Origin of the sequence: Flavobacterium sp., from assembly GCF_047602195.1 — a bacterium.
GTDB lineage: Bacteria > Bacteroidota > Bacteroidia > Flavobacteriales > Flavobacteriaceae > Flavobacterium.
In genome coordinates this window covers 2,713,342-2,736,553 of sequence record NZ_JASGHW010000004.1, presented here as the reverse complement: position 1 = coordinate 2,736,553, position 23,212 = coordinate 2,713,342, and the positions used below count along the sequence as shown (strand labels likewise).

Annotated in this window: 29 protein-coding genes; 1 reads left to right on the top strand and 28 read right to left on the bottom strand. The window is 45.2% G+C overall.

The window, feature by feature from the left end:
• Positions 1 to 4: 4 nt before the first annotated feature.
• The 22 genes from QM717_RS18550 to QM717_RS18445 form a co-directional block, all read right to left on the bottom strand.
• Positions 5 to 1,306, bottom strand: coding sequence for a hypothetical protein (locus QM717_RS18550; protein WP_415039793.1), 1,302 nt, complete (start codon positions 1,304 to 1,306; stop codon positions 5 to 7).
• A gap of 118 nt (positions 1,307 to 1,424) precedes the next feature.
• Entirely contained in the window at positions 1,425 to 1,952 is a 528-nt protein-coding gene (locus tag QM717_RS18545) for a hypothetical protein (RefSeq protein WP_415039791.1), read from the bottom strand.
• A gap of 12 nt (positions 1,953 to 1,964) precedes the next feature.
• Positions 1,965 to 2,441: a DUF1572 domain-containing protein gene (locus QM717_RS18540; RefSeq protein ID WP_415039790.1), complete on the bottom strand. Its 477-nt coding sequence runs from the start codon at positions 2,439 to 2,441 to the stop codon at positions 1,965 to 1,967.
• 29 nt (positions 2,442 to 2,470) lie between these two features.
• A complete protein-coding gene (locus QM717_RS18535; RefSeq protein ID WP_415039788.1) occupies positions 2,471 to 3,268 on the bottom strand; it encodes a hypothetical protein in 798 nt (265 codons plus the stop codon).
• A gap of 44 nt (positions 3,269 to 3,312) precedes the next feature.
• Positions 3,313 to 3,888 (bottom strand): hypothetical protein, encoded by a 576-nt coding sequence (locus QM717_RS18530; RefSeq protein WP_415039787.1) that lies wholly within the window; start codon positions 3,886 to 3,888, stop codon positions 3,313 to 3,315.
• 11 nt (positions 3,889 to 3,899) lie between these two features.
• Complete coding sequence (locus QM717_RS18525; protein WP_415039785.1) at positions 3,900 to 4,271, bottom strand: hypothetical protein; 372 nt, start codon at positions 4,269 to 4,271, stop codon at positions 3,900 to 3,902.
• An 84-nt stretch (positions 4,272 to 4,355) separates the two neighbouring features.
• Complete coding sequence (nhaA, locus tag QM717_RS18520) at positions 4,356 to 5,492, bottom strand: Na+/H+ antiporter NhaA (protein WP_415039783.1); 1,137 nt, start codon at positions 5,490 to 5,492, stop codon at positions 4,356 to 4,358.
• 172 nt (positions 5,493 to 5,664) lie between these two features.
• The gene (locus tag QM717_RS18515) at positions 5,665 to 6,144 is read right to left on the bottom strand and encodes a hypothetical protein (protein WP_415039781.1); all 480 of its coding nucleotides are present in this window, start codon (positions 6,142 to 6,144) and stop codon (positions 5,665 to 5,667) included.
• Positions 6,145 to 6,223: 79 nt separating this feature from the next.
• Positions 6,224 to 6,796 (bottom strand): hypothetical protein, encoded by a 573-nt coding sequence (locus QM717_RS18510; protein ID WP_415039779.1) that lies wholly within the window; start codon positions 6,794 to 6,796, stop codon positions 6,224 to 6,226.
• Between the two features lie 92 nt (positions 6,797 to 6,888).
• Entirely contained in the window at positions 6,889 to 7,791 is a 903-nt protein-coding gene (locus tag QM717_RS18505) for a hypothetical protein (RefSeq protein ID WP_415039777.1), read from the bottom strand.
• A 213-nt stretch (positions 7,792 to 8,004) separates the two neighbouring features.
• Positions 8,005 to 8,433 carry a DUF1801 domain-containing protein gene (locus QM717_RS18500; RefSeq protein WP_415039776.1) on the bottom strand — a complete coding sequence of 143 codons (429 nt, stop codon included), beginning with the start codon at positions 8,431 to 8,433 and terminating at the stop codon, positions 8,005 to 8,007.
• Between the two features lie 9 nt (positions 8,434 to 8,442).
• Entirely contained in the window at positions 8,443 to 9,162 is a 720-nt protein-coding gene (locus QM717_RS18495; protein ID WP_415039774.1) for an FRG domain-containing protein, read from the bottom strand.
• 10 nt (positions 9,163 to 9,172) lie between these two features.
• Positions 9,173 to 10,780, bottom strand: a complete 1,608-nt coding sequence (locus tag QM717_RS18490) for a P-loop ATPase, Sll1717 family (RefSeq protein WP_415039772.1) — start codon at positions 10,778 to 10,780, stop codon at positions 9,173 to 9,175.
• A gap of 249 nt (positions 10,781 to 11,029) precedes the next feature.
• Positions 11,030 to 11,401 (bottom strand): hypothetical protein, encoded by a 372-nt coding sequence (locus tag QM717_RS18485; RefSeq protein ID WP_415039770.1) that lies wholly within the window; start codon positions 11,399 to 11,401, stop codon positions 11,030 to 11,032.
• A gap of 6 nt (positions 11,402 to 11,407) precedes the next feature.
• Positions 11,408 to 12,145, bottom strand: a complete 738-nt coding sequence (locus QM717_RS18480) for a hypothetical protein (RefSeq protein WP_415039768.1) — start codon at positions 12,143 to 12,145, stop codon at positions 11,408 to 11,410.
• An 81-nt stretch (positions 12,146 to 12,226) separates the two neighbouring features.
• Positions 12,227 to 12,640 carry an arsenate reductase ArsC gene (locus QM717_RS18475; protein WP_415039766.1) on the bottom strand — a complete coding sequence of 138 codons (414 nt, stop codon included), beginning with the start codon at positions 12,638 to 12,640 and terminating at the stop codon, positions 12,227 to 12,229.
• Positions 12,641 to 12,766: 126 nt separating this feature from the next.
• Positions 12,767 to 13,258, bottom strand: coding sequence for a GNAT family N-acetyltransferase (locus QM717_RS18470; protein ID WP_415039764.1), 492 nt, complete (start codon positions 13,256 to 13,258; stop codon positions 12,767 to 12,769).
• A 2-nt stretch (positions 13,259 to 13,260) separates the two neighbouring features.
• Positions 13,261 to 13,719: a DUF6428 family protein gene (locus QM717_RS18465; protein ID WP_415039762.1), complete on the bottom strand. Its 459-nt coding sequence runs from the start codon at positions 13,717 to 13,719 to the stop codon at positions 13,261 to 13,263.
• 17 nt (positions 13,720 to 13,736) lie between these two features.
• The gene (locus tag QM717_RS18460) at positions 13,737 to 14,069 is read right to left on the bottom strand and encodes an ArsR/SmtB family transcription factor (protein ID WP_415039760.1); all 333 of its coding nucleotides are present in this window, start codon (positions 14,067 to 14,069) and stop codon (positions 13,737 to 13,739) included.
• Positions 14,070 to 14,218: 149 nt separating this feature from the next.
• Complete coding sequence (locus QM717_RS18455; protein ID WP_415039758.1) at positions 14,219 to 15,022, bottom strand: GIY-YIG nuclease family protein; 804 nt, start codon at positions 15,020 to 15,022, stop codon at positions 14,219 to 14,221.
• A 184-nt stretch (positions 15,023 to 15,206) separates the two neighbouring features.
• The gene (locus QM717_RS18450; protein WP_415039756.1) at positions 15,207 to 15,674 is read right to left on the bottom strand and encodes a hypothetical protein; all 468 of its coding nucleotides are present in this window, start codon (positions 15,672 to 15,674) and stop codon (positions 15,207 to 15,209) included.
• A gap of 46 nt (positions 15,675 to 15,720) precedes the next feature.
• Positions 15,721 to 16,149, bottom strand: coding sequence for a hypothetical protein (locus QM717_RS18445; protein ID WP_415039754.1), 429 nt, complete (start codon positions 16,147 to 16,149; stop codon positions 15,721 to 15,723).
• 374 nt (positions 16,150 to 16,523) lie between these two features.
• Between QM717_RS18445 and QM717_RS18440 the strand changes: the two genes are divergently transcribed.
• Entirely contained in the window at positions 16,524 to 17,042 is a 519-nt protein-coding gene (locus QM717_RS18440; protein ID WP_415039752.1) for an STM3941 family protein, read from the top strand.
• Between the two features lie 42 nt (positions 17,043 to 17,084).
• Here QM717_RS18440 and QM717_RS18435 read toward each other — a convergent pair whose 3' ends face one another.
• The 6 genes from QM717_RS18435 to QM717_RS18410 form a co-directional block, all read right to left on the bottom strand.
• Positions 17,085 to 18,725 carry a serine hydrolase gene (locus QM717_RS18435; RefSeq protein WP_415039750.1) on the bottom strand — a complete coding sequence of 547 codons (1,641 nt, stop codon included), beginning with the start codon at positions 18,723 to 18,725 and terminating at the stop codon, positions 17,085 to 17,087.
• A gap of 101 nt (positions 18,726 to 18,826) precedes the next feature.
• Positions 18,827 to 19,273: a hypothetical protein gene (locus QM717_RS18430; protein WP_415039748.1), complete on the bottom strand. Its 447-nt coding sequence runs from the start codon at positions 19,271 to 19,273 to the stop codon at positions 18,827 to 18,829.
• Positions 19,274 to 19,312: 39 nt separating this feature from the next.
• Positions 19,313 to 19,780, bottom strand: a complete 468-nt coding sequence (locus QM717_RS18425; protein ID WP_415039746.1) for a hypothetical protein — start codon at positions 19,778 to 19,780, stop codon at positions 19,313 to 19,315.
• The gene (locus QM717_RS18420; protein ID WP_415039744.1) at positions 19,770 to 20,348 is read right to left on the bottom strand and encodes an RNA polymerase sigma factor; all 579 of its coding nucleotides are present in this window, start codon (positions 20,346 to 20,348) and stop codon (positions 19,770 to 19,772) included. The genes QM717_RS18425 and QM717_RS18420 overlap by 11 nt, the downstream gene beginning before the upstream one ends.
• A gap of 168 nt (positions 20,349 to 20,516) precedes the next feature.
• On the bottom strand, positions 20,517 to 21,095 hold the full coding sequence (locus QM717_RS18415) for a hypothetical protein (protein ID WP_415039742.1): 579 nt from the start codon (positions 21,093 to 21,095) through the stop codon (positions 20,517 to 20,519).
• The gene (locus QM717_RS18410; RefSeq protein WP_415039740.1) at positions 21,092 to 22,846 is read right to left on the bottom strand and encodes a hypothetical protein; all 1,755 of its coding nucleotides are present in this window, start codon (positions 22,844 to 22,846) and stop codon (positions 21,092 to 21,094) included. Before QM717_RS18410 ends, QM717_RS18415 begins: the two co-directional genes overlap by 4 nt.
• Positions 22,847 to 23,212 lie beyond the last annotated feature (366 nt).

The following is a 23,212-nucleotide window of genomic DNA, read 5'->3' as shown; positions in this document are numbered from 1 at the left end:
AAAATTAGGGACTGGTTTTGAAATCGATCAAGAAAGGCTGCAACGAATAGCCGTTTTCGTCCTTGAAACGTTCGCTCGCTACCGATTGGTAGTGCTTGCCCGGAGCCAGGTTCACGTCAAAACTGAACGATTTACGGTCGGCCGAATAGCCGTTGATTTTTTGTACGCGCAGCACAAAATCGGCGCCCATCGGACCAAAATCAAATCCCCTCGAGTGCGGGTTCATCGGTTTGGAAAAATGCAGCGTGATGGTCTTGGTGCTCGGGTTCACGTTCTGGCTTTTGTTTTCGAACGGCTCGATGCGGACCACTTTCGGGCGGTTGTTCTCGAATTCGTCCCTGAAACTTTTGATCGGTCGGCCAAAATAACCCGAATCATCCACGAATTTGAACAGCGCATTTTCGTTGTTGTAATCGAGCTGGATCATTTCCCTGACGGCGGCGATCTTGTCGGTGGATTTGTTGTAGTATTTCTCGCTGATCGCATACCCGATGTAATAGCCCAGGTCGCGCATCCCGAACTGGTCGGGTTCGGCGCCCCAAAGCCACAGCCCGAAATCGGAACTGAACATCTCCCTGGCAAAAGCCGATTGGAGCTTGGCGTCGTTCATTTTTCCATAAGCGATCTGAGGGTTCGGCGATTTGACCTCGAGCGCCTTTTCGGCCACGTATTCGGCCACGCCTTCAATGAGGCATTGCGCGAGCAGGCTGTTGCCGATCGTTGTTTTCTGCTGGGTATGGATGTATTCGTGGACGTTGAGGAAATCGAGGCTGTTGATCGGGTCGGATGCAAAATATTCGCGCAGGTGGGCGTATTGGGCATCGAGTTCCTGTGTTTCGGTATTGTGGTCGGCCATCGCGACCTCGCTGCCTATGAGCACATCGTTCTTGAGTGTGGTGCCGCCAGTGCGCAAAACCCCGATCGTAAAATAGATATTGGCCGGTTTCAAACCCGGGTAGAGCCGTCGTAATTTTTGGATGGCTTTCTCGATGTTGGCCGCATATTCATCGGCTTTGAGCGTATTGTTGCGGATCGAGTGCCAGAATTTGGGGTATTGGTTGATCGCGTGCACATAACCTTCGCGCGTATACCTTCGCGCTTCCATGATGCTTTTGAGTCCGGGACTGCCTTTGGAAATGTAGAGTTGGTCGATGAGCCGGAGTTGTTCCAGGCTGTCGGTTGTTTGTACGATTTGGTCGTAGGCGTTCCAGAAATGCCTGATGTCATCGGCGATCACGACGCGTTTCTGTGCAAGACAGGGGAAACCGAGCAACAAGGATAGAATGAAAACGAACACTTTTTTCATGTAGGGACATTGTTGGTGTCGTGCCAAGTTAACATTTTTTGCCGAACCAACGGCAAATTTGTCACGCAAGTGGTTTAAAATGACCTGTTTCGGACTGTCTTTGTGCAGTTCGGAAGGGCTAGAATGGGGTTTTCTTCAGTTGCTGCTCGAATCTTTCCAGCGTTGCTTTTTCTTCGACAGATAACTGCAAATCCGTATGGAATCCCAAGTAATCGAGCAATTTTTTCAGGTCGGCTTTGCCCCAGTCGAAATCGTTGTTCAGGTAAAATTTTTTGCCTTCGATTTCAAGGATTAGTTCGCAATTGAAATTGAATCTGGAGGAAATGTCCCTCAATTCGATCTTGAGCGCATCCAGACTGCATTCTAGTTTGTGTTCCTGTGAATAGTGCAAATAAGTCATCCATACCCGATTAGAGTCCGCATAAAAATCAAGCAGGAAATAGCGTGCCCGATAGACTTTGGGAACCAAATAAAAGCCCGCACACAAAGTGAAAACAACAAGGAAAACCCAAAAGTACCGGGATTGGCCATTGATCAATTGGAACAGGCCGGCAAACGAAAGGAAGCCCACATACAGCAACAGGTAATACTTGGTGCGGTCAAAAAATGAAATGGGATGATGTTCCAATTTTAGGGTCGGTTCCATGGCCTGCGATTGTTATTGGTTTTTTCCCTCCAACATCTTCTTGATCAAAACGACCTGTCCCAGATGGTAATAGCTGTGTTCGATCATCCCGTCGATGTTGCGCAGGTAAGTGCCATACTTAGGGTCGACAAAGGGTTGCGACAATTGTTCATCGGGCATTTGTTCGACCAGGTCCGCGAACGCCGAAGCATCGCCCCAGAATTTCTCGAGAAACGATTCCCATTGCGGCTGCGACTCGATCGGTGGGAAGTCGAAACTGAATTTGTCGCTGATGTCGAGCGTTCCGCCCTTGAAAACGTTGTTGATGCCGGCAATGTAATAGTGGATGTGTTGCGCCAAAACGGCAATCGTATTGAGCGAATCGATTTTGGTATTGGCGGTTTGCCAATCGGTACCGGTGAGTTGGTGCTTGAAATTGGTGTTGGCGATCCAGGTTCCGTTGAGGATGACTTCACGGAAACGGCTGGCGAGGGCTTGTGAATTTTTCATGGCTTTTGCGTTGGACGATAAAAATAAGATTATTTTCGGTTATCGGGTTCGGCTTCGAATAAAAATCGCGTCGTACCGTCGGGCTGTGTGATGATTCTTTTGTTTTGGAGCTTGGCATCGGTCAAGTTTTTTTCGGTCAGTACAAATTCGGCCAGGAAATCCTGTTCGGTCATGCCTTTGCCGCCGATGAATTCGTAATGCCCGGGTACTTTTTCGGCTTCGTAATTGCGGAAGCAGCCCATCGAATAGGAAAAGTCATTGAAGATTACATTCGTGCGGATTTTCCAAAGCAAGAACGCGGTCGGCACTTTTACCGGCGGCGCACCGATTCGGAACAAGGTCAATGCATTTCCGTCGATGGCATAGCCTAAAAATTGGCCTTTGCATTTTCCGGCGGCCAGGCGCTCAAGGGTCATGTTCTCGGGCGAATCGACCTTGGCAAAATTCCCCAATTCGGTTTCAAAGAAGAAAAATTCGGCTTTGTACAGCTTGTAAAAACCACAACCGCCCTTGTTGTAAATGCGGTAACTGTTGCCATAGAAAGCGATGCCCAAGACCAGCAAGGCTGGAATCATCCAAAATCTGGAAATCTGCTGGAACTTCCAAAGGCTTGCAACGAAGATGATCGAAGCAAGCAACATCAACACATAACCAACCAGCCGTGCACCGAGTTCCGGATAGTATACCGAACAAAGCGAACTGCAGCCGCAACCGTCATCGGCGTGGGCAAAACTTTCAGCGTGATAATAGATGACGCCCGGTAGCACCAGCAATGCCAGTGTCAGCAGCATTCCGATTTTGGTCTTGGGGTCGGTTGGTTTTGCCATGCAGTGCAATTGCTATTGGTTGGTAACGAAATCGTTTTTGGCGGTTAATCCAATCCATTCAGGTAAATCCGGTCAAACAATTTGCCGTTGTTCGGAATGAAATAGAAGCCCGATTTCCGCGCTTCATTGAATTTCTTGTCGGATTGTTCGGAAAACAATTTCAACTCGTTGCCCTCGAAATAATACATACCTTCCCGCGTCGGATTTTTTTTGTTCCAACTTTTCGGCATGGAATCTACGGCAAACCGGGTTCCTTTGTTTTGGAATGGAAAAGTCCCTTCGGTGTAAAATTCAGCGTACATCCAGATGCCGTTCTTGCGCCGTTTTTCTTCCGGACCCAGGATCAGTTCCAAGGTATAATGGCGGATCGTTAGGCTGTTTTCCAATTCGCAATCGTAGTTGAAAAGGTAACATTTGTCCGACTGCAGCGTTTTGACCAGCAATTGCGGAAACTTATCCTGTGGCGACTCGCCAGCCTGCAGCACCATCCATTTGGCATTGCTGACCAGCGTATCTTGTACCGCCAGTTCTTCCATTTCACGATCATTGATTTTGCGATAGGGCTGATCGCACGCACAAAAGAGCAAGAGCAGCACACAATAGGGCAGGTATTTTATCATTTGAAAGATTTTTATTTGAACAGGGTTTGGTAAAAATCCCAGAAACCTTCGATTGTTGTATGGCCGATTGGGTGGCTTTCGCTGTTGCTCAATTCTGTAAGATTGTGCCATTTGGTCAATTTATAACGCACTGTTTCGGGTTTGCCATCGGGGATTTTGGTGATTTCGATTTCTTTTTTACCGGTTCGTTTCCAGGTGAATTCGCCCGAAAAATCATAACCGGTATCGTCGTCTTCATTACCGCCCCAGCTTTGATAGGTTCCCGTCCCGTCCGGTTTGAAATGGATCGCCGAACCCATGATCATGCTAAAACCGCTGCCATCGTCGGTAGACCATTGTCCGCAGAGTTCGTCTTTGGATAAAAAGGAAAACCAATTTTTCATCGTTGTTGATCTTTTGTCCGCGACAGCAAAGGCTCGTTTGGATGGCGCATTTGGAAATTCAGGCTAAAAATGGAACATACTTAATCAGGCTGCTTTTTTGGTCGTCAGGCGTAAATATACAAAACCAAGCACACCCGAAACCACCGAAGCGACCAAAATGGCAATTTTCGATTCGGTCACGACAGATTCACCGTCGAAAGCCAACAGCGTGATGAATATCGACATGGTAAACCCGATGCCGCCCAGCATGGCAGCGCCTAAAATGTTTTTCCATTTCAAATCCCCGGGCAGCGCACACCAGCGCAGATACGTACCGATGTAAGAAAACAGTACAATGCCCAAAGGTTTTCCTATGACAAGCCCGAGTACAATTCCGAGGCTGTTCCTGCTATCCAGGCTGAATTCGCTGCTCCCGAAAGCGATGTTGGTATTGGCCATCGCGAACAAAGGCAATATGACAAACGCAACCGGCCGGTGCAAGAAATGTTGCAACCGGTAAGAAATGGAGTCTTCGTTGCCGTCGCCGAACGGAATCGCAAAGGCGAGTAAGATGCCGGTGATCGTTGCATGCACACCCGATTGCAGCATAAAATACCACATCGCCACACCGCCAACCAGATAGGGGAGAAGCTTGTTGATTTTAAGCCGGTTCAGCATGAGCAACAATCCAAAAATCAACAAGGCAATCGACAGATTCAGGAAAGACAACGAAGACGTGTAACAAACCGCGATGACCAAAATGGCACCCAAATCGTCGATTACAGCCAAAGCCGTCAGGAAAACCTTGAGCGAAAGCGGGATGCGGTTGCCAAGCAGCGACAGGATACCGATGGCAAAAGCAATGTCGGTGGCCATCGGGATTCCAGCACCCGATTGGGTGGGCGTACCACAATTGAGCAACAGGAAAATACCGGCAGGGACAAGCATTCCGCCCATCGCACCGAAAATAGGCAGCGCCGCTTTTTTGAGGTCGGACAATTCGCCTTGGTAAATTTCCCTTTCGAGCTCGAGCCCGATCAAGAGGAAGAAAATGGTCATCAGCCCATCGTTGATCCAATGTGCCAAATGATGTCCCGCCAGTTCGAGATGCCATAGCGAGGCATAACCCGCATGCCAAGGAGAATTCGCCAAGACCAGCGAAACGGCGGTAACGAAAACCAGGACCAAACCGCCGGCTTTTTCGCTTTCGAAGAAATCATGGAACAGTTTGGATGGATTCATGGCAGTGGTTTGAACCGCAAGATACGCATTTAAAACTTAAATGTAAGGCAATCCGTCTAAACCTAAATCGATAGTGGTTGCCGAAATGTTATTTTCAACAGGAAATGGATTCCGGTCATGTGTCGCCTCTGGCAATTTGAAATCGAAACCGCCTGTGCATCGATCGAAGGTTTTATTTTTCCCGAAGCTGCCCGATGGCTTTGAGTACCGATTCGCGGTTTTTGGCCGAGGTCATCCATTTGGGCAATCGGCTGCCGAGGCTTTTGTTGCGCATGTGCTCCGTATTTCTTTCGCGCAGTTGTGCCTGTACGTGTTGTTCCAAAAAGTCGAGATGGGCAGGATTGTAGGCCCAAAGCACATTCCCGCCAACGGGTTGGATGAGCCAAAGCCGCTGGTGGAAATACGGATCGATGGCGCCGCCCATGACCAGTACACGTGAAACCCATTGGTGTTGCTGTGGAATTTCTGACAATCGCTTGCTGTGCCCGCAGGCCGTACAAATCAACCGGATGGCATCCTCATCGATATGGGCAAATGTTTTCTGGTCGCACTTGACCAATGCTTGCTGGCCGCAATGCGGACATACCACCCAAATGTCTTTTAGGAAGTCGTACAAGAGGGTTTCGTAGGTGCTTTTGCTTCTGATGGACATGATCGAAAATCGTATGTTCTTTAAGGATTTGTTTCGTTTTGCGGCCTTTTCGCCTGCTTGCAATAACCGCGGAACTTGTTTATTGGCCACCGGTTGCCTGCAATTCCCAGACCTTTCCGTTGCGCAATTCATATTTGACAAAGCCGCTGGAAATGCTCCAGTACAGCGTTTCTATAAAGTTGCTTCTCGATTGGTATTCGGTGTTGGGGGATTTGATCGCGATGATGTCCTCATAGGTTTTTCCGCCTATGGTTTGGGTTGACCGCGGCATTTTTTGAAGAGCCGCCAGGTCGAAAAAGCTCCCATTGTAAAAGGTCCCTCCTCTGGTCCAGAGATAAAAATCGACCATTGTGTTATCGATTTCCAAGAGTGGATTTTCCAGGTAGCGTTGAAAATTGGAATCCGTTTTTCGGGCCATTACCTGAAGGATCTGTGTGCGTATAGGGAATACGGCCAACGGAGGACCCGGCATCATGACTTTTTCGACCGAAGTGATGAAAATCGTATCCCGATCACCCGAGTTTGACCTGAAAACGAGCGTATCGCCCTTTTGATAAGGATTGAATTTTACGCTCCGTTTCGATAACCTGGAGGCACAGCCACCAATACAACAGCCGATCATCAGCAAACACATCATTTGGAATCGCATCATAAAATTATCGGTTAATTGGCCTAAGATAAACTTTATTTGCGAAATAAATCCCGTCAATGTATCGGCTGCCATTCCATGCTGGCTGCATTGCATCAAACAAACGAATGGGTAGCGGCCTGGTATTTTTTATTGAAAATGCCATTGGTCTCCAATGCCTTGATGCTTTTTTTGAGCGAACTGATCCGGTCGGCATAATTGACCTCGCCGATGGAACACAGGTTGGTGAAGGCTTTTTCATGGTTGCCATTGGTGTCGAGTGCATTGGCAATCCGGTCAAATTTGCCCCTTCCTTGGTGCAGAATGTCGCACACCATCAGGCAGACTTTGGCGGGATAACCGTCAAGCCCGAGCCGGTTGTGGTATTTTACGAGGTTGTTCTTGTACAGGTTGATGGAATCGCTGGCCTGTATTTTCCGGTGTTCGATGTCATGGGTCGCCCAGTGTATCATGCGTGCCGAGCAGATGAGCTCCTGGTGTTCCACATCGCGTAGGCCCGGATTGAGGTATTCCATCAAAGGCTTGGTGCTGCCGTCCGACTCCAATTGGGTCTGCGTTCCGGTATCGGAAACATAAAAGATGCGGTTGTCGATCAGCTTGAGCCTTGGGAAATAGTCTTTGGCGTTGTGGAGCGTCAACAATTTTCTGAGGAACTTGACAAAATCCCCATTCGGCACATGGGCGGCAAACTGCATGAACCCAAATGTAAAATAGGCGCGATCGTAGGTGTTGAGGCAAATGAATGACCCATGGCTTTCGGCTTTTGCCGTCGGGGCGATGAAATGGGCAAAGAAACCAAATTCGGCTGCATAATCATCGCTGTTGTAGACCAGGTTGGTCAATTGCGACGAATTGTACAGGCCATAGCCGTCCTGTTCCTTGTAATAGGTTTTGTAGCCGATAAAGAATTCCGCTTCGGTTGTGTTCGAAAGTTTTGCGTAATGGGCCGTTTTTCCCTTGTCGGTGACCACGCTCCTGAGTTTGAAATCGTATGCCATATGATCTGTTTTTTTGGTTACTCGAATAGGTGCAGGCTTGCGTGCCTGTGTTGAACCGCCGCAAGTGCTGGGGTCGCCATTCAGGTGGAATGGCGTTCTGTTTGCCTAAAGATACGATTTTCTATAAAGCAGTATGTCAATTTGTTGAAAATCAAGGCGAAAAGAAGCGAATTTTTGGTTTAACGTCCTTTGGCTTATCACAGCAAAGTGCATTTACACGGATGTTTGCCGGGCACCGTACCGTATCGCTTCAAGCAATACCGCAAGGTCGATGTGCTCGAGCGACTTGAACTTGATGCAATACCCGCTCACGCTGGCCTTACCGATCTTATGCGCGTAGGCTTGGGCCAGGAATTGCTTGTCTGCGATACCAAGAATGTAGACCGAAATCCCAATTTGGTTGGCACTCATGCCGATTTGGTAAAATTCCCGGGTTTTTCCTCCGGCGGAGGGCAGGTTTTGCAACCCGTATCCAATGTTGGGGTTCGAAACCGTTTTGCCTTCGTCGTTCTTCCCGTCCAGGAACCACAATGGACAGCCGGGCATGGCTTGAAGGATGGCGGTGTGCAACGTTCGCATGTCGCTGCGTTTGGGTTCGGGCTGGGCCATTATATAGCCTTCTATTTGTGCTGCAATGGTCATATCGGTTATTTATTTGATGATGTCGGACTTGAAAATCGACTCCTCGATATAGCCTTGTATGTCAGGATATACTGTGCTGTAATTGATTCCCATAAACTCTAAATCGGCCAGCACGGCATCCATCTCAGAAACAGGCAGGTTGAGTTTCCACAACAAGTCATCTATCTTTGTTGATTTTATCAAGGCAGAATCAAAATCGTCCAACGAATCTTCGGTATGATTGGATAAGGTAAAATGACCGATTTGGTTTTTCATTCGGTAATTGAACTTATTGGAGGGCAACGAAATAAATTCGATTCCGCTTTTCATCTTCAATGATTCCGACTCCTTGTTGATTCCCCAGATGGTGCATTTGGTTGCATTGGTCTTGATGGTTTTTGCCGTAGAGAATGCAAAGAAAGCTGCAAAATAGGGGCTTGATGTCCAATCCAATAATCGGGTCGGTAAGCCGTAATGCTGGGCATAGGCCGCAATGACCTTATCGTCATTTTTGAAGAGTTCTTCATTGTGGTTGTAATAGTTGCAGATTTTTTTAAAATTATTGATCAGGATATTGTACTTGGCCTTGTTTTTTTCAATCCGGTCAAACGAGGACCACAAATGCCATTTGGAGTCCGCTTGCCCGCGAAATAAGAAATTGTTCAGATTGATTCCGGCGTGGCTGCCTTCGACGCGGTCCTTCAACCCAGATTTAAATTCTTTCCAGTTCTTGAAATTCATTTCGTGCATGATACAGTTATTAAGTGAATACTACGGGTTCGCCCACGGGTTTTATCTGCAGCAAATCAATCAGGCAGGAATGGAACACATATTCTGATGCGGTCATGGGCAGATTAAATTCGGACGACCGCAAACCCGAAAACGAGGATACTATTTTTTTGCCGTCCTGGTCTTGGGAAACGTAACCCAGCAATCCGCTGTGGTAGAGCGCGGTAAACGGCGCGTCGGCTTTGTTGAATCCGAATTGGGTACCCGCATCGTTCTTCTCGTTCAATTCTTCGAGCGTGAACCGATCGGTGTTGATCGACTTGATCAGGTTCTTCAGGTTTTCCTTGGTGATGGCCAAAATGTCGGGACTGGTATAGGAATCGATGTTGTCCTGTTCGATGGCGCCTTTGTAAATCCATCGGGTATTGATCAAAAGTGCGGCCGACATCAACTGTTCGGATGCAATCTGTTTGGCGACTTCATGGACCGATTCCTTGAGCAGCAACTGCAGATCGTTGTTATTGCCTCTGTTCAATAATTTGTCGCAATAAAGGTTGCCGATGTTGATGATGTCCCTGGGCATCAGCATGGTATGTCGGAAAATATACTGATAGATGTCCTCGTATTGCTCGTGCCTGAGGTTGAAAATTTCTTTGGTCCCGACAAAATTCTTGATCTTTTTTTCTTTGTCCGGATTCAAGAAAAACCGGTCGTCGAGCTGCGCGATTTTTTTTTCAAAAAAGATGGCCAGTGTTTTCTTGTCCCATTTCAGCAGTTTGATCCTCGACTCGCCCAGGTACCTGCTTCCATGAGTAGTCTGCAGGATATAGGAATAGACAAATTCCCTGAGGCAAACCACTACGTGGAGCCTCGTCCCGATGGTTTGGCTTCGGAGCATCCTGAAGATGCAGTTGAACAACCCAAATTGGCAGCGCAGCCAATGGTGCGGGGCATTTTGGTAATCGTCGTCGATTGCGTCAATAAAGAAATACAAGGGCGGAAGGTCGCTCAGCAGTTCCCCGATTTCCGCCTCGAAATCGGCCCATTCTTCCAGTTCGAGAAAGGCGTTCAAATCGCGTAGGCTATTGAATCGCGTCAGTATATTCTCGAGTTGCCTGAAGATGCTGATGGGGACGGAGTTTGAGGGTATGATTCGCTCATATTTTTTGACATAAGAGACCTTGAGGTTTTTTTTGGTGATGTATTTGTCAAACTCCTTGTTGTTGAATACATGGCAGTAGATGGTCCTCAATATGGCACGGTACCAGATTTTCCTCCAGGTTTCATTGGCCATGTCCTTGTGTTCGTCCAACCAATTGGTCACTTTGATGATGATCCTCGAATCGGGCGGCATGTTGTCGATCTGCGTAACATAGATCGCCCCGGTCTTGTCTCCGTTGTTTTGCCTGCAGTAGTCCTGGATTAACTTGAGATACAGCGTTTTTCCGGCGCCCTTTTTCCCAAAGATAACCCTTGTCGTCGGGGTAATCTGAAATGGATCATCAATCGAATTGTTGTGGTCCTCATCGGCAAAATTGATCAATCCTTTTTTGAGTACGGTAAAATCTACATTGGCCGCATCGGAATCACCAAACGGGCCATTTTCTGAAGCAAGGGTTGCATTATTGGTCGAGATCATAAAATCAATTTGTAATTAGATGCATCAATTACTTCGGCCGGTTGACTTTTATGCCTACACAGCATTTCGTACAAGCATACCGGTTTTTCATCTTTCCGGATGCATTGGGATTTGCGGTGTCGATAAATAAAGTCTTGGATTGGGGCGGGACCTCTGTCTTGCCAAGATAGGAATTTCTTTCTAAAAAACTAACGTATAACAACTATATTTTTACCCGGGCTTTTCGATGCGGCTGCTCCGGGCACCCTTTTATTTAATGATGACGTTGATGCCTTTTGGGTCGATTTCGGGCTTGGTGGAAAACATCTTGAGCAGGGAGAGCGGAGTTGCAGGGGAATTCTTGAGCACCAAGATTTCAGGATTGCCGATTTGAATCTGGTAGCGGCCCCAATCATTGATTTGAAACGCGAAGCAGCAGATTGCTTTTTGACCGGCGATCATTTCACGTGACTTGAAAGATTTTTCGCTCAGGGTCATCGTCTCTTTTGTTTGGGCGTTGAAAAGATGGATGTCGAGTGAGTCTAAATTATCGATCGAAAATCCGCCCGAAAAAAACAAATGGTACAAGCCATAACCGAATTCAAATTCTGCCTGCCGCTGCAATAGGGGAAAATAGATCATGGCAATTTATTTTTTTACGAAATAATCCATATGCCTGTCTGCATAATCCACAAAGTTTTTATAATAATCTTTTCGGAATTCGGTGGTGTAATAATAGTCTTCCAGGATCGCAGCCGACTTGATTTCGTCATAGCCCTTGACAAATGCCTTCCAGCGTTTTTCCCAATCCAGATTTTGATCATTGAAGATTTGCTTTCGCTTGAGGTAACTCTCGGAAGTGCCCAAAAACTCGTTGAGGCATTTTTCGTAATCGGCTTTCAATTGGGGCAATTTCAATTCGTCGAAAGTCTCCAAAACCGCAAACACGAACTCCGGCCTGTTGAAGAAAAATTGGGCAACGCCGCCATTGTCGGTATCGCCGTTAAAAACCAGCAGGGAATAAAAAACCTTCTGCGGCCGGTTCAGGTTGTTGAAAAAATCAATCCTGTTCTCTGTTTCGGCCAAATCGGGAAGTGTGTCGAAAAGCTGGTACATGTATTCCCAAAAGCGGTTGTCGTATTCGTCGAATCGGTCCCAGGAATATTTCTCGTCGAGCGCCTTGAACCATTCCGGATCATATTTTGGGGCAACAATGACCTCGGTCTGGTTGCCGTCGTTGAGGCTGAAGAAAAAGGTAGGGGTTTCTTGGTCGGCATCGGCCTCATTTTCTGTATTGGACTTTTTCCTCCGGGAATACCACCGATAGGCGTAGGCCGAAAGGGCCAGGAGCACGATGGCGATTTTTAACAGTTGCGTGTTGCTCATTGGATTGACAGGGTTTCTGCCGAAGATAGTAAAATCTGCCAAATTACAAAAACAGTCAAATGTTGCGGTTGGGAATCGCTTTTAGCTGTTTTGTGCCATAAACGATTCGCAATAATTCTTGATCGCATCGCGAACGTTCCTGAATTCCTGGAGTATTTCCTCTTGTGTGCCTTGGGCTTTGGCCGGATCGGCAAAATTGTGGTGGAACTTTTTGGCTTGGGTCGGAAAAAATGGGCAATGCTCTTTGGCATGGTCGCAAACGGTAAGCACAAAATCGAAATCGATGCCGCGGTATTGGTCGATCGGGTTTGAAGTGTGGTGCGAGATATCGATCCCGTCTTCTTTCATGACCGCAATCGCTTTGGGATTTACACCATGCGTTTCCAGGCCCGCACTGTAAACCAACATTTTATTTTTTGAGAAATGGCGAAGATAGGCTTCGGCGATTTGGCTTCGACAGCTATTTCCCGTACACAGGACAAGAATTTTTTTCATAATTAAAACAATAACCAAATCAGGTTGATGATAAAGAATTTCGGGTCCCAGCCAAATATAAGTTGCAAGACCATTGTGGCCGAAATGATGACAACGGGTTTTCTGTATTTGAAGAAGTACTCGCGATTACTCATTGCCTACGATTTTGCTGCGGCGCTCCATCACCACATTGTTTTTCCAGAGTCCGTTGATTTTTCCAATCCGCTCACGCAAGCCTACGGTGCGAAAACCGCACTTCTCATGCAATTTGATGCTGCTGGTGTTTTCTTCGAAAATCCCGGATTGCAAGGTCCAGTAATTTTGTTTTTCGCTTTCCTGGATGGTATGGTTCAGCAGTGCGAACCCGATTCCTTTTCCGCGGGCCTTTTGTGCGACATAAATGCTCACCTCGGCGACACCCGCATAAATACACCTGTTGGAAACGGCGGTCAGCGCGCACCATCCGAGCATCTCGCCATTTTCGTATGCCGCGAAACGGCAATTCTGCAAATGGCTTTTATCCCAGTCGGTCCAATTTGGAACCTGTGTCTCGAAAGTAGCCATCCCGGTTGTGATTCCTTCCTGGTAAATTCGGGAGACCGCTGCGTAGTCTATTTCTGTGATCGTTTTTATTTCCATGGTTAACAGCAATTGGCTTCCGTTGGGCAACAGGTCATTTGCCTACCGGAAGATTGGCGTGTTTGTTTGGGACTGCCGCAGCTTTCTTTTGCAAGACAGGCTGTTTTTTTGGAAAGAAGTACAAAATGCTGTCCGTCGAATCCCAGATCATATTTCCCGATGGTTTCTGTTTGGTATTCTACTTCGATTTCCATATCGTCCATTCCCAAAACCTTCTCGGATAGGGCGATGATGTTTTGAAGTTTGCCCGGTTTGAGCCGGTGTTCATAATCATTGGCATCCCAAAGTTGGAAATTGGCCACTTTTTCTTGTCGGACTGTTCCGCCGCAGTCGATGAAATGTTTGGAAATGATCCCGATTTCGGTCACATGGAAATGTTCCGGGACCAGAGAATGGTTTTCCAATTTAAAATGTACCGCTTCGACGGTTTGCAGGATTGACTTGATTTCAGATAGTTTCATGATTTTTTGTTTTTTGATCAGCAACAGTTGTTTTTCTTTTTTCCGAGATTGGCCGACACCAGTGCAAAATAACTTTGCAATATCTCTAGAGTGTTTTCATCGATGCAGTAACAGATTGCATTTCCCTCGATGTTTCCTTTGATCAACCCGGCATTCTTGAGTTCTTTCAAATGTTGGGAAACCGTCGGCTGGGCCAGCGGCAATACGTTTACAATATCGCCGCAGATGCAAGTGTCAATGCCCATCAGGTACTCGATGATGGCAACCCTGGCCGGATGGCCAAGTGCTTTGGCCAAAACGGCAATTTGGTTTTGCGTGGTTGTGAAATGTTCGGTTTTGGTGGCGCCCATTTGGATGTATTTTTATATTGCAATATTACGATAAAGTTTTTCAAATCATCATTTTTTTTCAGGATTATTTTTAAAATTTCAAATTTTAAAGCATATGAAGGACGCCGAAGCTTCCCCAATAGGCAGATTCAAAAAAAGCCGACAAGGTCTTATGCGGTATCGCCGTTGCTGCTTTCAAAACTTTTTAAGGTTTCCCCGGTTTTCAATTTCCATTCTTCCAAGCCGTTTGCGTTTCTTCCCATGACGGTCGCTGCGGCCAGGGAAGGGCTCGTGAAAATATAATCTTCAGAGAATACGAAATGGTCATCCAAATGGCGCAGGATATTTTTCTCGATCAAGTTTTCCCTCAGTTTGGCCAGCGAGGGCGATAGGGACGGCGTCACCGAATTGGCAGCGATGGAGCCTTTCAGGACCAGAAACCCATCGGAGGTAGGCTCGCCTTTGGCATTGGCGCCACGCGCGGCATTGATGGCGAAAATTTGGCTTTTCTTGTGGTTGCTGGTTTCCCTTTTGTCATCAAATACCTTATGTCCGAGCGTATTGACCAACATCCTGAGGTTCTCGATGTATTCTTCCATTTCAGAGCGGTCCGATTCAGAAATAGCCGATTGGGTAGGAGTGGCGGAATTTTCGATCTTGTACCTGTTGGAAGATACGGCAATGTCGTGCAACCGGTTCTCGATGTACTTGATGTGGGCTTTGTTCAAATTCTCATCCTTGCTGATGAAGGCGATGGTTTCGTGCCAAAAATCTTTCTGCGACAATTGTTGGTTGAGCCGTTTCAAAACCGATTCGGCCTCGCCGATATAGACTTGGTCTTTTCCTTCGTCGTCTTTTCCGAACAGCAGATAGACCCCTGTAGAATTGAGGTCGGTTCGGTCGCTGCAGTCCTTGACTTTTATCCTGGGAATTTTGTATGCTTTGCCCGTCCAATTGGATAATTCGCAACTCATCCTTCCGTTTGGGTCTCCGTCAATAAGAAAAATTTTGATTGTTTTGCCGTGCTTTTCCAATGCTGATTTGATTTACTGGAGCTAATTTATATGATTCGGTTATGGTGGGCAAATCTTTTGGTCATTTCTGTGGCGTTTGGCGGGACGCTGGCCCCATCAGATCGCTTGGGTCAAACTGTCCGGTTTATTCGTACTGGTCCTTGTAAAATGCTATAATTTTGGCTGCAAATTCCAAGAATTCCTCTTTTTCCTGTTGGGATGGTTCATTAGGGTAAAATCTTGCGAAATGCAAATCCGATATGGTTTCCAGGTCAAGCCCGCCAACATAGTATTGCTTGGCCACCCGATTGGTAATTTCGGCCAAATTCTCGGCATAAATCCGGGCCCTTTCCAAAGCCTTTTTGTCGCCATTCAAAATTCTCGACCGTTCGATTTTCGATAGGCTTGTCGTTAAATAGGCCAAGTCTGCCGGAACCGCAGCAACGGTATCTTGGAAGACCTTTCCGCTGCCGTTACAGAATGCGCACTGGCCCGGCAGCCAACCGAGTTCTTTGCCCAACCGCTTGATGTCATCTGCATCAACGGTTCCTTTGCCCAGGCATCTTGGGCACTCGGTATCTGGTTTTTTGAATAATCGTCGAAATATAAACATAGCTTAAAATTGGGATGGTGTTTCGGGTCGCGCAATGCAACGGGTTTCATTTTATTTCAATCCAATCTATTTTGGCCTCTTTCCGGATCGGTTGGGCCGGTTGCTCGCTGTCGTCATATGGTCCGACCCTGTTTTCTTCGTCGGTTAAAAAGACAAAGGTCCAACCATTGGTTGAATCGTGCATGTATTCCCAATCCATCATATCGTCTCGATTGATGCGCATCTGTGGGTATTTTTGCAATAGGGCAGATACTTGGGATTCCGGACGCAGGCCATTGCTGGTTTTCAATCTTTTGCTCAATGCAATGATCGATAGAATGTTGTCCGAATCTGCTTTTGGGATCAGCGCCATTATGGGCTGGTTGGCCACGGAATAAACATAGGCTTTTCCGCCGCCGTCAAAGCCATAATCGTAGGCCAGGGTTTCTTTTTTACCCAATGCCGTGAGTAATTTGTCGGCCTCTGTTATGGACATTCCTATTTTTATTTCACCGATTTGTCCTTTTGAGATTACAAACCGATCAAAATCGATGGGATTTTCGGTCTTGTCTGTACACGAAACAAGCGCGATCATTAAAAGTAAGAAGGCTGTTTTTATTTTCATACCGGATTTCGTGTGACACTGTGGGCCTTGTCGTTGCGTTTGACAACGCGGCAGGCGGATTATGTTTTTTCTGCCAAGATAAAAATTTCTTTGAGAAAAAATAAGTCGGCTTATCCAAAACCAATAAATTACGGTTGCAGGAATTCCCGATTGAAGTTTTGGGTTAATTTATTTACTTTTGAATGCGGTGTAAAAAACCAAACGAGCAGTAATGGCATCGCAATCCTGCCTATCAAGAATAAAGAATGACAGAAATCAAATTTTATAAATCCCCCATCAAGTCTTTAAGGTTATTTCTATTGAGTTCCCTATTCGTAATTCCTTGCGCTTGGTTCATTTTTATCGAAGGCGACAATAGCTGGAAACTTTGGTTTCCACTGTGTTTTTTCGGACTCGGTTATATGGTAAGTCTGTTTCATTTCCTGGACAGAAGGGTACAAATCATCATCAACCGAAACGGCATCTGGGATAGGACAACAAAATTAGGCTTAATCGAATGGGAGCTGATTGAAAGTGCTTATGAAATTGAAATTCAAAAACAAAAGTTCATTTCAATTGTTGGCGCTGAAAAATTAAAATCGAGAAAAAAGGTTTACAGTTGGGCAACTTCTCTCAATCGGAGCGTTGGTGCCCAAGATGTAAACCTGAATGTATCCCAAATAAAAGTCGATGCCGGGAAACTGGTAAAGCTCATAGACATCTTAAAAAGCGAAGCAAGCGAAAAGCGCGATGAAGTCCTGGCGATGTACAAGGACCGGTTGTGAATGCTGCTGCCGTTACCTGTTGCTTCGTTGAAATAATCTTGGCTATCTTATTTTCCTTCCTTCCATCTGCTGGCTTCCCTGTATAAAACGCAGGCTTTTTACGGTACCGTCGGTTTCGAAATCAAAAACGATTTGGGCATTGATCTCCTTGATGAAAAAGCGGTTGTCGGTTTCGGCGAAAAGCCCCACGGATGGTTGCCCGGTCGCCTTGGCCAACAGGCGGTCGTCCTGATAGTCAATCGTTATCTGAAACGAAGGCTGGAGTTCATAAACCCCCACATATTTGACCAGCATTTCTTTGGACAGTACCATGGCTTTTCTTTCCGACGGAAGCTTTTTATCGGTTTGATTGCCGATGCTTTTGTTGATCCGATTGACGTAAACCGCCTGCTTCTTGCCGTTTTTTAAAGTGAATTCGTAGGTCGTAAAACTGTCCTCAAACTTAAATTCATTTTCCGATACGGGCAAGAGCCTGAACGGACGACCGCCTTCACGCGTACTGTACAAAGCGCCATCCGCTAAGGTGATGAAGCGCACAGTATCTTCAAATTGGTAAGCGCCGACCCATCGTTTGAGCTGCTTGTCGGTCAGCGTTACCGAAGGTTTGTCTGCAATGGGTTTGCCCATGATCAGGGATACCGCCTTCAGGTTGTTCATTTCGGGACCGATGCCGTCATCAAGGTTGGTCAATACGATCGCGTACAGATTGCTATCGGGGACATAAATGCCCGAGGTGGTGAAACCGTCGATGCCTCCCGTATGTTCGATCGACGTGGCACCGGCCAGTTCGTTGATGGCCCAGCCATAGCCGTAGTTGGTGTGTTTTCCATTTTTTAAGGAATGATTGGTAAAGGCGAGTTGCTTGCTCTTTTCTGAGATCAGCGTATTGTGGTGGATGGCCTTGCTCCACAAGAACAGGTCATCGACGGTAGACAGCAAAGCGCCGGCAGCATACACAGTGCCCATGCTGATGTACTCCGGATTTTGGAAGCCCGAATCGCCCGGTTGATAACCGTTGACGCGGTTGGGGATGAGTTTGTCATGCTGATCATATTGGGAGTTCTTCATGCCCAATGGGTCGAAAATAAACTGTTGTATGAAGTCTGCATAGGGCATGCCCGCTATTTTTTCGATGAGGTATCCCAAGAGTACATATCCTGAGTTGCTGTAGGCATACCGCTGGCCGGGTTCGAATTCCAACGGCAGGTTTTTGAAGCTGTCGATGATTTCTTCCGGGCTCATGTCGTTGCGCTTTTTGCTCCCGAAGTCCGGCAGGTTGGTAAAACTCGTGATGCCCGAAGTATGGTTGAGCAAATGATGGATCGTAATGTCATTTCCGCGCGGATAATCGGCTATGTATTTGGACAATGGATCTTGAAGGCTGAGTTTGCCTTGTTCCATCAACAGCAGGATGGCCACGCTGGTAAATTGCTTGGTGATGGACGCCAGGCGCAATACATTTTCGGGTTTCATCGGTACTTTGAGTTCGAGGTTCGCCATCCCGAATGACTTGCGGTACACAATCCGGTCGTCTTTGGCGATCAGGACTGCCGCACCGGGTGAATCTGCCGGATAAGTCTGATTGAAAATGGCATCAATCTGTGTCTCGATCGATTGTGCCCAAGTAAGATTAATGCAAAGCAATAAACCTACGGATGCTGCTAATGTTTTAAATGTTGTCATGTTTTAGTGAAAATAATTGATTGATATGATGGGATTTGACAATAGTATTCCAGTCCCAGCGCGTGGGTTTTAAAAATGGCCGGGAAATAAAGGGTTCGGGATTATTTTTTTTGACGCAGATAGCAGAAGTACGCAAAATAACTCAGGCCGATACTCGATGCCATGATGGCCAAGGAGAGCATGCTGATGGGGCCGGCCAGATAGGTGAGGGACAAACCTATTCCCAGGCCGCTAAACAGGAGGGCCAATTTGATCGCGTCATCCACTTTGTCCTCGTTTTTATTGGATAAGTGCGTGAGCATTTGTTCGGACATGCCCTTGTCGATCATTTTGTTTCTCAAGCGAAATTCCAGGAAATATTTGATGCCGGAGACGAGCATGAACACCAGAAAGGCCATGAATAAAATAGGGAATACGGGGCCGATTATCGGTTCTGTGGTTGCTTCGGCAATGGTATTGACAGCATTTTCCGTTTGGTAGTCTTTGGTTTGTGCTAGGCCGTCGGCAATCGCTAGAAGGGTTACGGCAATTATTGCTATTTTTTTCATCGTTTTTTTTAGTTTGATTATACTTAATTAGACCGGTGGTCAGGGCATCGGTTGCAAATGATTGTCAAATAGTGCTTTTTCTTTATTATCGTATCGCTTGTACAAATCGGCCACAAAGAAAACCGTTACACAGAGCGCTGTTCCCAGGATGAATGAATTGACCAGCAAGGACTTGGTATAAAAAATACTGGCGACTGGCGCTATAAAAGGAAGCCCTAATAATACAATGATTGCGGCAGCAATGCCCATGACACCCCAAAAAATCAAGTCCTGTTGGCTGTTTTTTCGCCGCTGCTGTAGTTCAATTTGGTGCATCACGACGGTGGTCACATCAAAAGGAAATGATTCGGGTGCCATCTGATCGATCCGTTCGATCAGGTACTGGTAGTTCTTGAGCCTGGCGGAACAAACCGCGCACTCGGCCATGTGAATGGCAGCGGCATCGTCCTGTATTTCATTGAGCAGGAATGCCTGCAACGTTTCGTCGGTCAAATGGTTATTTTTCATGGTGGCTAATGTTGTAATGACGGTTGATGTTGTCCTTTAGTATTTTCCTAGCCCGGTACAAGTAGCTTTTGATGGTGCCTTCGGGCAGTTTGGTGATTTCGGCTATTTCCTTGTTGGACAGTTCTTCCAAATGGTAAAGCGTCAACAAAGTCTTGTACAAAGGCGGAAGCTTGTGCAATTCGATGTCCAATACCGCCAGCATTTCTTTTCTGAAAATCTCGAGTTCGATGTCTTCGGACTGGGCCGATCGGCTTTCGGAATTTTCCGCAATGTCCAGTATCGGGATTTTCTTTTTTTGCAGATAACTTACGGTGGTATGGTAAGCGATCTGGGCAATCCAGGTTGATAATTTTGACTGGTATTGGAAGGACGGCAAATTTTGGAAAACCTTGAGGTAAATGTTCTGTACGAGGTCTTTCTGGTCGTCCTGGCCGACCGTCATTTTCCGTACGATATGGGTGACCAATCGTTCTGTGTTTTTCACAATAACGGCGAAATCCTGTGTGTTTCCACTCAAAATTCCAGCAACTATCGCTTGATCAGCAGAAAGATTATTTTCCTTACCCATATGACTTATTAGACCAATGAGTTGAAATCAGGTTGCAAAAAGAGTTGATTTTTTTAGCCTTTATGTTTTGGTATTTTTTTAATGCAAATAAACGGTAGTGTCATTTTTGTGTTTTGGGCTATATGCCGTTGTACGAAGCCGTGTAAGAGCCACAGATGCAATCGAAAGTTACCAATTTATTTTCTGTTTAATTACCCTTTTGTCATTGCCTCCGAACCACATATTCATTATTAGTGAATCGGGGGTTTTCCTCATTTCTTGTAAAAATTCAGGATGGTCTTTTCTAAATTTTTGATAAGGAATCAAATCAATTGTATCGTGATGCCTTCTCTGAAGTGACGAAAGCGATGCATTAGGGTTGTATTTTTTTATCAGCGTCAGGGCTTGCTGTTCGGAAATCTTTCTTTTTCGCGTCATAAAATAGATTCTTTTGGGGTAGCTGTAAGGGGCAAAGCTATCAAAGCCCCAAAGAAGTTTGTTGTTAACCTTGTTATACATCAGATAGTCGGTACCTATCATTAAGTGTTTCCCATCGATTTTGTAATATGGAATTGCGCTAATCAGTTTTGAGGAATTAAAATTTAATTCAAACTCAACTGGAATATTAAGCGTCAGGTATTTCTCATTATCTTCTTCGTGCAAGGAAAGCGTAACCTCTTTTTGCGAGATTACTTCTTTAAAGTATTCTTTTTTTCCACAACTGGCAGATGAAAGCAGGATAAAGGCAATCAAAAAAGTATTTTTCATGAATCGTAATTTAGGTATATACAATCTACGACATCAGTATAGGTATCTAATTTTTCATTTGTTACCCGGTATGTAAATACGACATAGATTTTCGGATTTTCGCTTACAAAACTTGCCCGAATTAATTCTTCCAACGCATTGTATTCCCCTTTTAATAAAGAATCTAAATTTTCCTGCGCAATAAGGATACTTGTAAAGCCATTTTCCCTTGCCCAGTTACTTTTTTGGATGAAATTTAAGGCATTGTCCAAGCCTTTCTTCTTTGCATTTTGCCAATCAATAGATAAAAATTGATTTATTGTTTCCTCGTCTTCTTTCATTTGGTCCTTTATCACCCATTCGGTAACCATCAAGGCAAAGGCTATAACTTCGGCGCCACGAATTAACCCTACAAATGTAGAAAGCGATGGCATGTTAAACTGGCTATTGTAGCTTAATTCCGGAAACATATTTATAGTTTCTTTGATTACCTGATAATGGCCATATCCTTTTGCAGCATTTTTTGCTAAAGCAATTCCTTTGTTTAGGCTATTGTATACGGCCAGTTTGGTTCCTTTTTCAACCGGGACCGTTATCTTTTCTTCTTCGATAAATATGCTTGTCGCGTTGTTTTTAATTTTGAAGTAATTGTTGAGTTCAGTCACCTCATAGCCCGCTGCCTCGATTTCATTGGTATCTAAATTAATTCGTTCGGTATAAACTTCTTTGAGAAACTTGTTGACATCTTCAATTGATTTATAAGTGGTCGTATTTCGGATGGCAATAGATACAAATTTTTTAATTTCGCCATTTGGCAATCGCTCGATAGCGAATAAGATTAGATCACCTAGGCGAGAATAAAATTCTGGCAAATTGAATTTTTCATCCTGCAAGACGGGCTTGATATGAAGTTTGATCAATGATGGATAGACGTTAAGTTGTATTTGCTTAGACGACCAAATCACATTTTTAAATTCCCATTGCCAATAGAGTTCAATACTTCCATTTGCAAAGAGTCCTTTTTCTATGGCAATATCACTACCCCAATTGGGGCTTAAAAACAATTCTATTGTAATTCGTTTCTCTTTATTGACCGTTCTGACAACAGCAGTTTTGATAATTTCATTTTCTGCAAAAGTCTTATCATCGAAGTTAAACATTCCATCGAAATCGTAAAGCTGGAATCTTATGCTGGTTCCTGAAGGAATTTTAGGATTAACCTCTATCTGGAAATACACTGTTTTTTCTAAGTTAGACCTGTATAGATGGTATTGATCAGATGGCACTTTTTTCTTCCCCTCATAATCTGTGCTCCACCATCCGAATTTAAAATTATCTTCACTTGCGGCATTTAATTCATCACTGTTGATGTCTTTTATTAATTGAATTTTTATAAGTTTTTCTTTTTTCCGGTTTTCTTCCTCCTCTTTTTTGCTTTTGTCATAATTCGGATGGAAAATACTGTTTTCTTTAAAAGGACTGCTTAAAGCATATTGTGTAGCATTATTTTCTATGGAATTTTCACTGCTAAGATCTTGAAAATTATTCTCAAAAGAAGGCGCACTCAATCCTTCTGGAAATAAACTGCTGAAAGTATCGGTGTCCGTAAAAGTATTGTATGCCATTGGGATGCCATCGATAAGTTGTAAACTGATGTTCGGTTTTGCCACAGTAATTCCGTTTATAACGGAAAATAGCTTATCAAAAAGATAAATGTTAAGAGATGGATTGCCCTTAAGGTTTTCGTAATATATAATTTCTTCGTTTGTCATGACCTTTAATTTTGACCAACCGTTTCAATGTTTCGTGTCATCTGCGCCGTTGCGAAAGCAAGGGCAGGTTTGCATTGTCAATACAAGAATCTTGTGGAATTGAACAAACGTCCAGTTGCTACAAAAACAGCAAGGACACAGTTGCTTTATCCCGGCAGTATTTTTTATGGGCAATTAGATCACAATCCACTAACATTTCGCACAGATGGATGCCCATCGAAGCAATCCTGTTCTTTTTGCCTAAGATAATGTTTTTTCGCGAAATAAGATATTCAAACATTTCAAAAACTAACCTTTGCGCAAAGGGGTTGTTATGAAAATTACCTACTGCCCAAATATATTTTTTTCAGAAAATCGAACCCATCC